Here is a 10,551-nt window from a genome sequence, read left to right as displayed (position 1 = left end):
TATCACTGGCCATCGGCTTGCGTTTTCAGAACGATATTCGTCATCAACTGCGATCGCTGGACTTCGGTGTGCGGGTACCTGTAACCAATTTTTCAGGATTGGCATCCGGTGGCCGCCATTGTGAACGCTCCGGCGACACTCGCATACTCCCGGCTGAGTCTTATTGAGTTCAGCCGTGGCAGTGATTTTAGCTGAAGTGGTGGTTCAGATGGCAATTTGCGCCACGAGGTGAATTCGCTAGGCTTGTCAGTCAATCCAGAGCTGGCCCGTTTCGGCATTGGCAGCAGTCAATAGTAACACTCTGCATCCTGGATGAGCCGACGTTCAGGTGCGGCCTAGAACGTGGCCGACTCTGCAGCAAAACGATAGAAATTGAGAAAATAAATGAGCCAAAGCGAACCGGCAAAGCGAATCACGACCCGATCGCTGCAGTTACGCCGCGATCGCGGGCAATCAATCTCGATGTTGACGGCCTACGATTTCCCCACAGCGCAGCTTCTGGACGAAGCCGGGATTGATGTGCTATTGGTCGGGGACACTGTCGCCATGGTTGTTGGGGGGCACGAAACGACGCTTCCCGCGTCGATGGACCAAATGATTTATCACGCCGAAATGGTCGGGCGTGCGGCGAAACGTGCGATGGTCGTTGTCGATTTGCCGTTTCCAGAGGGGCAGCTGCAGGTCACACGCAGCATCGAAGCGGGCGCCCGCGTGCTGCAAGAAACTAAATGTCATGCGGTCAAGCTTGAAGGCGGCGCCGAACAAGCCCATCGCATCGAAGCCATGGTGACGGCAGGGATTCCCGTGATGGCCCATGTCGGACTTCGCCCCCAGAACGTTCATGTCGACGGCGGTTACCGCGTCAAACGCGAGCAGGAAAAACTGATTGTTGATGCGAAAGCTGCCGAAGATGCAGGAGCGTTCGCCGTGTTAATCGAGTGCGTTCCCGAATCGGTCGCGGCGGCGATTCACGATGCCATTTCGGTGCCGACGATCGGGATCGGTGCCGGGCCGGCCACGACGGGGCAGGTGCTTGTCACCAACGATCTGATCGGCCTGACGTCCGGTTACACTCCAAAATTTGTTCGCACGTTTGCATCCGTCGGCGAAACCATTCGTCAGGCAGCGGACTCGTTCCGGCAATCGGTCGAAGACGGCAGTTTTCCAGGACCAGACGAGTCGTTCAAATAGGCTTCATACGACTAGCCGCATACGACGAGCTTTGTTCGAGCGAATCTGCTCGATCAACGCTTTTCTTCAATCATTCGTTTTTCGTCAATTAAACCCTCAAGCGATTTCACTATGTCAGCCGCGTCGCCGTCAGCAAACAAGTTGCCTTCACGCTCCGAAGTGTCACCCGAAGATTGCTGGGATCTGTCGACCCTGTTTGAAAACGATCAGCAGTGGGAAGAGGCATTTAAAGCCCTCGACGCCCAGATCGAAAAGTTGGAATCCTTCAAAGGACGCTTGGGTGAATCGGCAGAGGTGTTGCGTGAGGCGATGGATTTTGACAGTCAGTTCTCGCGCGAAAGCGAACGCATCGCTATCTACGCGTTCTTGAAAACGACTGAGGATCAAGGCAATAGCGACTATCAGGCAATGAAGTCGCGATTTCAAAACCTAGCCGTTCGTGCCAGCCAAGCGGCCAGCTATTGGTCGCCAGAGTTGCTTAGCATCGAACCGGAAACGATGGACGAGCTGGTTGCCGATCCGCTGCTGGAACCCTATCGCCTGGAACTGGAACGATTGTTGCGCCGCCGTCCGCACACGTTGACCGATCGTGAAGAGCGATTGCTGGCGATGCAGGGAGAGATGGCGTCGGCTGCAGGAAATGCGTTTCGTCAGTTGAACGATGTCGATTTGCGATTCGGTACGATCAAAGACGAAGACGGCAATGAGCATGAACTGTCGCACGCGACGTTTATTCAGCTGTTGCACAAGCCAACACAGAAAGTCCGCCGCGAAGCTTTTCAGCAGTACTACAAGGAAGTCGAAGAGCACGAAAACACGCTTGCGGCCACGTTGTCAGGCAGTATTCATAGTGACGTCTATTACGCGCGAGCACGCAATCACGATAGTGCATTGGCGGCCGCGTTGTTCCCCGACAATGTTCCCGTTAGCGTTTACGACAACTTGATCGCTGCGGTCCGCGAATCCTTGCCGAGCGTTCACGAGTATTTCGATGTGCGCCGTCGCAAGATGGGACTGTCGGATATTCATCACTACGACACCTACGTGCCAATCCTAAGTGACATGAAGAAGGAGCACACATGGGATCAGGCTGTTGAAGTGGTCATCGATTCGTTGGCTCCCTTAGGTGAGGAGTACACTTCGACACTGAAAAAAGGCCTCTGCGGCCGCTGGGCCGATCGTTACCCCAACCGCGGCAAGCAGAGTGGCGCGTTTAGTTGTGGGTCGTTCGACGGTGCTCCCTACATCTTGATGAATTTCAAAACCGATGTGCTAAACGATGTTTATACGTTAACGCACGAAGCGGGCCACTCCATGCACAGCTGGTACTCGGCAAACAACCAGCCGTTTCAGTATTACAACTACACCATCTTTGTCGCCGAAGTTGCCAGTACCTTCAACGAGCAATTGCTAACGGAGCATCTGCTGAAGAACGCCAGCAGCGATGCCGAACGCGCCTTCCTGATCAACAACGAATTGGATGGGATTCGTGCCACGGTTGTGCGTCAAACGATGTTTGCCGAATTCGAAAAACGGACCCATGAAATGGCCGAAGCCGGCGAGCCGCTCACGGTCGCTTCGATGCGTCAAGTTTATCGCGAGTTGCTGGACGCCTACTTTGGTCCCGAGTTTGTCGTCGACAAAGAATTGGAACTGGAATGCTTCCGGATTCCACACTTCTATCGAGCGTTTTACGTCTACAAATACGCGACAGGTCTTAGTGCCGCAGTCGCGTTGTCCCGCCGCGTGCTCGAAGGCGGGCAGGCTGAGCTAGACGACTATCTAAAGTTCCTCTCCGGCGGTTGCAGTAAAGATCCGTTGGATCTGCTGCGTGATGCCGGTGTTGATATGGAAAGTCCAGAGCCGGTCAAAACCACGCTGGACCGTTTCAAACAACTGACCAAAGAACTCGACGAGTTGCTCTAGCGACCTGTCGGTTTTCAGGTTTGCTTTCTCTCAAAGTCACCTTCTACTCCAAGAAAACAGCGGAAAGGAACGCTGAATACACGAAGTGAAGGGCGACAATGAAAAATCAACAGGCGGCTAGCCCGATGTCTTCCAACGATCGACGAATGATCGAAAAGCCAACTCGGCTGACGAAGCAATCGATCGCGGATGGGGCCGCCGAACTCGCCCGTCGTGATCCGGCGTTGCGACCGATTTTGCAGCGTTTCGGTCCACCGCCACTGCTAAAGCGACCGGCGACCTTCGCGACTTTGGTGCATATCATTTTGGAGCAACAGGTTTCGGTCGAATCGGCAAAGTCAACGAATGATCGTTTGGCCGCGCGGTGCGAGGGGAAGGTCACTCCAGACAGGATTGCACAGCTCGGCGAAGAAGGCTTGCGTAGCCTTGGCTTCAGTCGTCAGAAGGCTCGCTACGCCGTCGGCTTGGCTTGCGATTGTATTGACGGAACGTTCAAGCCGGCCGCATTTCCAAAGCTGCCAGACGATCAAGTTCGTGAACTAATTGTGCAGCGCAAAGGGCTTGGCAATTGGTCCGCGGACGTCTTCATGATGATGGGCCTGCTCCGGCCGGATATCTTGCCGGTGGGCGATCTCGCTTTCGTGAAAGGCTTGTGTGAAATCGATGATTGTCAGTATTCCGATACGGATGAAATCATCGAGCGTGCAGAACTTTGGCGGCCACTACGAAGCATCGCCACACGGATGGTGTGGCAATGGTATGTTCAACAACGCGGCCGAGACATCTTTTGATGATTCGATGGTCGGCAAAGCGATCTTTTCGGTAAACCTTCTCGGGTAATCAACCTTATGACCAAGCTGATATTTTGTGGCGCCGCCGGAACCGTTACCGGATCCTGTTCACTGATCGATACCGGCAAGCATCGCTTTCTAATCGATTGTGGTTTGTTTCAAGGCAGCAAGACCACTCAGGAATTGAACTATGAAAAGTTCCCGTTCGATCCCAAAGAAATCGATTTTTTGATTTTAACCCATGCCCACATCGACCACTCTGGGTTGCTTCCCAAACTAGTCAAACAAGGTTTTAGCGGTCCGATCTATGCCACCGAACCGACTTGTGATCTGCTGAAGTTCATGCTCCCAGATTCGGCTCATATCCAAGAGTCCGGAGTCGAAAGGCACAACTCAAAACGGCGCCGGAGAGGCTTGCCAGCGGTCAAGCCGATTTATACGACCGAAGACGCCGAAGCGACGATGCGGCTGTTCAATCACCAGTCGTACGAAGATTGGTTTTCGCCCAGTGAGAAAATCACTGCCCGGTTCTGGAACGCAGGTCACCTGCTCGGTTCAGCCTCTGTCGAGCTGAAAATCGACGAAGGTAACGAGGAGCCTTTGTCGCTTCTGTTTTCGGGAGACATCGGTCCGGAGGAAAAAGCCTTTCATCCTGGCCCGGACGCACCCGTCGGTTATGACTACATCGTTTGCGAGTCGACCTATGGCAACCGCGACCGCGAAGATTACACGCTTGAAAAGCGACGTGCGGCCATTCGTGATGAATTGGTCGAAGCTCTCGGTCGAGGTGGCAACGTCGTGATTCCTTCGTTCGCTGTCGAACGCAGCCAGGAGTTGCTTCACGACATCGGCTACCTGTTGGCCAACGGCGAGATTCCGCAAGCGAACGTGTACTTGGATTCGCCGCTTGCCCGACGTGCGACCGAGGTCTTTATCAAGTACGCCGGTGAACTTGATGATGTCGAAGTCGCGGAGGAAGAGCTATTCCGGCACGAACGGTTCCACCTGGTTCAATCGCTTGAAGAAAGCAAAGCGATTAACAATATCAAAAGTGGCGCGATCATCATTTCGGCAAGTGGGATGTGCAATGCGGGACGGATCAAGCACCACTTGCGGTACAACATCCATCGCCCCGAATGCACCGTCCTGTTTGTCGGATACCAATCGCCTGGAACGCTGGGGCATATCATCATGAGCGGTGCCGATGAAGTGCGGATTCATGGTGCGACCTACAAGGTGCGTGCGAACATTCGAAGCCTCGGCAACTATTCGGCTCACGCTGACCAGCAGGAACTGCTCGCTTGGATCCAGGCCCGCTGTCCGATTACGGGGGGGCTGTTTCTAAACCACGGCGAAGACGATTCTCGGGCGGTCTTGCGTGATTTGCTTGGCGAGCGTGGGTTGGATGTCGAACGCATCTTCATGCCGACTTTTGATGAGTCATTCGAGCTGAAACCGGGGACCCAGCCCTTGTCGCAGGGCGTCGCCCAGCCACGACTGGACCTTGACCATGTCGCCCATGACTGGCACAACGATTATGCAGAGTTCATGATCGGGCTGACCCAAGCTCTCGAACGGTCAACGGATCGAGAAAAATACGATTTGATCTCTAAATTAAAAGCCAGCTTGGCGCAATAATGCCAGCTTCAGACAACTCGTAATTCATGCGTTTGCCTTCCGTGTCGGCAGACGCAAGCCCTTCTACCCATGACGGAGTGACCGTTGAACGTTAGCGATTTCTTGGAAAAACATTACCGCCACTTCAATGCCCGTGAAACCGTGGCGGCGGCAAAGGCTTACCGAGAGTTCATCGATGCCAAAAATGGGCGCATGATGGTCACGCTGGCGGGGGCGATGAGCACCGGCGAGTTGGGGTTGTCGTTGGCCGAAATGATTCGTGAAGGCAAGGTCCATGCGGTTACTTGCACCGCCGCAAACTTGGAAGAAGACATCTTCAACCTCGTTGCCCACGACGAATACCGCGTGATCGAAGATTGGCGTGCTCTGTCGGCCGACGATGAAGAAAAACTTCTCGACGAAGGCTTCAACCGTGTGACGGATACCTGTATCCCCGAAACGGTGATGCGGCACATCGAAAAACGATTGCTCAATCTATGGAAGCGGGCCGCTGACGAAGGCAAGCCACGCACTCCTGCTGAATTCATGTTCGAGTTGCTCGACGATCCAGAATTGCCACAGCATTTCCAAGTGCCACGCGAAAACAGCTGGCTTGCCGCGGCAAAAGACGCAGGCATTCCGGTGTATGTTCCCGGCGTCGAAGACAGCACGATGGGCAATATCTTCACCGCCCGTGTGATCGATGGCAGCTTGCCATCGCATGCCGCAATGACTCACGGTACCGTTCAGCTGCAGCGGCTTTCAGAATGGTACCGCGAGACTTCCGAAAACCATCCCATCGGATTTTTTCAGATCGGCGGAGGCATCGCCGGTGACTTCCCGATTTGTGTTGTCCCGATGATGCGCCAAGACCTTCGGTTGGACATTCCGCTGTGGTCGTATTTCTGTCAGATCAGTGACGCACAGCCAAGCTACGGCGGCTACAGCGGCGCGGTCCCGAATGAAAAAATCACATGGGAAAAACTGTCTCGCGATACGCCGAAGTTCATGGTTCAAAGTGACGCAACGATCGTCGTACCATTGATTTTCGCATACGTGCTCGGCTGGTAAGACTGGGCGCAGGTGGAAGCGAGTATCTGCAGATCAGCCGCTGGGCATTAGCCCACGGTTATCGGTCGGCATATCTCGAGCACGCAACCGCGGCTAACGCCGATGCGGCTGATGGAAAGGCGTGCCGGAAATGCTGTGCGTGGTGGAAGCGAGGCTATGCAGATCAGCCGCTGGGCGTTAGCCCACGGTTACCGGTCGGCGTATCTCGGGCACGCAACGCCGGCTAACGCCGATGCGGCTGATGGGGAGGCGTGCCGCGAGGTACTGTGCCGGATGAGGCTCTCACAGCACGATTTCGACATAGGGCGTGCGATTGGTTGGTCCGAATTAAGTTTGGCAACCGCTTTCGTCGATGAACCAGTCGAATAGCCGCTTGTCGTGCTGTCGCAGCGCGACCCATCGGCTACATTGCGGTCATGGCGGGGGGAAAGTCTCTCGCCTCCCCTGTCTGTTTCAAACGCCTGCTTTCCTACAGTACCAGTCGCCCATGACGATTCGGCCCTTCAAGAAACTGCTCGTTGCCAACCGAAGCGAAATCGCCACTCGTGTTTTCCGAAGTGCTTCCGAGCTTGGCATCCGTACCGTCGCAATCTATTCGCACGAAGATCGGTACGCACTGCACCGTTTCAAAGCTGACGAGGCGTACCAGATTGGCGAACCCGGTGAGCCGATCCGTTCATACTTGAATATCGATGCGATCGTCGCTCTTTGTAAAAAGCACGACGTCGATGCGGTTCACCCGGGCTATGGGTTTCTCTCCGAGCGACCCGGTTTTGCCGAAGCACTGGAAAAGGCAGGCATCGTTTTTGTCGGCCCGAGTGTAAACTCGCTGCAGCAGCTCGGCGACAAAATGTCCGCTCGTGAGCTTGCCGAAAAAGCGAACGTGCCAGTGCTCGGCGGCAAAAACAAGCCGCTTAAATCTGCCGACGAGGCTCTCGAACTCGCTGGAGCGATGGGCTATCCGGTGATGCTAAAAGCGGCCCACGGCGGTGGCGGCCGCGGCATGCGAGTGGTCAAAACCGCTGACGAGTTGCCCGGCCAGTTGGAAGCCGCGATGCGCGAATCGGCGACGGCATTCGGCAGCGATGAAGTCTTCTTGGAGCGTTTCGTTCAGCACGCTCGTCACATCGAAGTGCAGATCATCGGAGACGGAAGCAACCTGCTGCACCTCTTCGAACGTGATTGCAGCGTTCAGCGTCGCCATCAAAAAGTCGTCGAACTCGCGCCGGCACCGAACTTGGATCCTTCGGTACGCGATGGGCTTTGCCAAGCGGCACTAAAGATCGGGCAAGCCGTCGGCATCGATGGTTCTTGCTACGAGAACGCAGGAACCGTTGAATTCTTGCTCGACACGGATTCGAACCAGTTCTATTTCATCGAAGTCAATCCACGTATCCAAGTCGAACACACCGTCACCGAAGAAGTGACCGGGATCGACATCGTGCGATCGCAAATTCTGATCGCGCAAGGACACAAACTAACCGACGAAATTCTCGGTATCCCTGCGCAAGATGAAATTCGTACGACCGGCTTTGCAATGCAGTGCCGAGTCACGACCGAAGATCCCGAAAATCAATTCCGTCCGGACTATGGACGGATCAGTCACTATCGCTCCGCAGCCGGGCTTGGCATTCGTCTTGACGCGGGGACCGCTTTCAGTGGTGCGGTTGTCAATCCGTTTTACGATTCGATGTTGGTCAAAGTCACCGCACGCGCATCGTCGCTCGCACATGCCGCATCGCGAATGGACCGCTGCTTGCAGGAATTTCGCATTCGCGGTGTGAAAACCAACATTCCATTCTTGTTGAAATTGATCAACCACAAAACGTTCTTGGCCGGCGAAGCCACAACGCGGATGATCGATAGCACTCCGGAGTTGTTCGAATTGCCTCGTCGTCGCGACCGTGCGACTCGGCTGTTGACGTTCCTTGCCGAAACGATTGTCAATGGAAATGAACTGGTCAACGGTCGTCCCGAAGCGACGCGGCGACATCCGGCACCGATCCCCCAAATCGACCGAAAGGCGGCAACTCCTAAAGGGACCAAGGACATTTTCCGCGAGTCCGGTGTCAAGGGCTTGGTCGAATGGGTTGGACAGCAGAAAGGCTTGCTGCTGACTGACACCACAATGCGTGATGCGCATCAATCGCTGCTTGCAACTCGGGTGCGTACGTACGACATGCTGCAGATCGCTCCGGCATATTCACAACTCGCGTCGCAGTTGTTCTCGATCGAGATGTGGGGTGGGGCGACGTTCGACACCAGCATGCGTTTCTTGAAAGAATCACCATGGCAACGCTTGGCTGATCTTCGTGATGCGATCCCGAATATCTTGACCCAGATGCTGCTGCGAGCCAGCAACGCGGTTGGCTACACGAACTATCCTGACAACGTGGTTCGACTATTCGTTCGCGAAGCCGTACAAGCAGGCATGGATGTGTTCCGTGTCTTCGACGCGCTCAATTGGCAAAAGAACATGAAGGTTGCTATGGAGGCCGTCATCGAAGAAGGCGGTATCTGTGAAGCCTCGATCTGCTACACCGGTGACCTGCAGAATCCCGGTCGCACCAAGTACAACCTGCAGTACTACGTTGACTTGGCAAAGCAGCTTGAAAAGATGGGTGCCCACCTGCTGGCCATCAAGGACATGGCGGGCCTGCTAAAACCAAAGGCGGCGATCACGCTGATTCGCGCGCTGCGTGAAGAAGTCGGCATCCCAATTCATTTGCATACGCACGATACCGCAGGTATTCAAGCATCGACAATTTTGACCGCTGCAGATGAAGGTTTGCAAATCGCCGACGCCGCGTTCGCACCGATGTCTGGTGGCACCAGCCAAGTAAACTTGAATTCGCTTGTCGAAGCTCTGCGTGATACTCCCCGCCAAAGTAGTCTTGAAACCGAAGCACTGACGAATATTGCCACCTATTGGCAAGCCGCACGTGAGTTCTACCTGCCTTTCGAAAGTTATGTGTTGCCAGCGACCGGCGACTTGTACGAACACGAAATGCCCGGCGGGCAATACACCAACTTGTTCCAACAGGCGCGGGCGTTAGGCCTGTCGGATCGTTGGGCGGGCGTTTGCAAAGCGTATGCAGACGTCAATCGACTGTTCGGTGACATCGTCAAAGTCACGCCGACAAGTAAAGCCGTCGGCGACATGGCGCTGTTCTTGGTGGCCAACGAGATGTCAGCCGAAGACGTACTGACCAGCGAGAAAGCATTGGCCTACCCAGCCAGCGTGATCGACTTGATTGGCGGTCGTATGGGGCAACCTCCGGGAGGATTCCCCGAACCGGTGATCAAGAAAGTTCTGGGCGAACAGGCTCCTTTGACGGACCGTCCCGGTGAAACGATGGCCGACGCAGATGTCGAATCGGCACGGCAGTCCTCCGCAACGCTTCTAAATGAAACGCCTTCGGATCAGTTGGCAGTGACGGAGTTGCTGTATCCCAAGGTGTTTAAGGACTTTGCCGATCACCATCGCAAGTATGGCGACGTGTCCAAATTGCCAACGCCCAACTTCTTTTACGGTCAGCAGCACGGCGAAGAAATCGCGGTTGATATCGAGAAAGGAAAACGGCTGATCGTAAAGTTTCTCGCTGTCGGCCAGCCACATCCCGATGGGACCCGAACGGTCTTCTTCGAACTCAACGGCCAGCCGCGTGAAGTGACCGTTGTTGATAAGTCGCTTGAACCTGAAACCAAGAAGGCCGTCAAAGCCGATCCAAGCGATGAAAACCAAGTTGCGGCCAGCATGCCGGGGATGGTCATCACCGTCGCCGCCTCGGAAGGTGACAAGGTCAAAGAAGGCCAAAAGCTGATGGTGCTCGAAGCGATGAAGATGGAGACGACGATCAACGCCCCAAAATCGGGAAAGGTCAAGTCGATCCAGACGCCTGCAGGGACACAGGTCGAAGCTGGCGATTTGTTGGTCGTGCTTGAATAGGTCACG

6 protein-coding genes are annotated in these 10,551 nt (G+C 54.9%); all 6 read left to right on the top strand.

Annotated elements, in window-relative coordinates; translation table 11 throughout:
• Positions 1 to 384: 384 nt before the first annotated feature.
• Positions 385 to 1,191, top strand: coding sequence for a 3-methyl-2-oxobutanoate hydroxymethyltransferase (gene panB / locus LOC67_RS07510; RefSeq protein ID WP_230261913.1), 807 nt, complete (start codon positions 385 to 387; stop codon positions 1,189 to 1,191).
• Between the two features lie 111 nt (positions 1,192 to 1,302).
• Positions 1,303 to 3,117, top strand: a complete 1,815-nt coding sequence (gene pepF / locus LOC67_RS07505; RefSeq protein ID WP_230261912.1) for an oligoendopeptidase F — start codon at positions 1,303 to 1,305, stop codon at positions 3,115 to 3,117.
• A 98-nt stretch (positions 3,118 to 3,215) separates the two neighbouring features.
• On the top strand, positions 3,216 to 3,908 hold the full coding sequence (locus tag LOC67_RS07500; RefSeq protein ID WP_230261911.1) for a DNA-3-methyladenine glycosylase family protein: 693 nt from the start codon (positions 3,216 to 3,218) through the stop codon (positions 3,906 to 3,908).
• Positions 3,909 to 3,965: 57 nt separating this feature from the next.
• Positions 3,966 to 5,546 carry an MBL fold metallo-hydrolase gene (locus LOC67_RS07495; RefSeq protein WP_230261910.1) on the top strand — a complete coding sequence of 527 codons (1,581 nt, stop codon included), beginning with the start codon at positions 3,966 to 3,968 and terminating at the stop codon, positions 5,544 to 5,546.
• Between the two features lie 84 nt (positions 5,547 to 5,630).
• Positions 5,631 to 6,596 (top strand): deoxyhypusine synthase family protein, encoded by a 966-nt coding sequence (locus LOC67_RS07490; RefSeq protein ID WP_230261909.1) that lies wholly within the window; start codon positions 5,631 to 5,633, stop codon positions 6,594 to 6,596.
• 487 nt (positions 6,597 to 7,083) lie between these two features.
• The gene (locus tag LOC67_RS07485; protein ID WP_230261908.1) at positions 7,084 to 10,545 is read left to right on the top strand and encodes a pyruvate carboxylase; all 3,462 of its coding nucleotides are present in this window, start codon (positions 7,084 to 7,086) and stop codon (positions 10,543 to 10,545) included.
• Positions 10,546 to 10,551 lie beyond the last annotated feature (6 nt).

This window comes from Stieleria sp. JC731 (assembly GCF_020966635.1).
Lineage (GTDB): Bacteria > Planctomycetota > Planctomycetia > Pirellulales > Pirellulaceae > Stieleria.
Note: the sequence above shows the minus strand (reverse complement) of the source record. Positions and strands in the feature narration are given on the sequence as shown.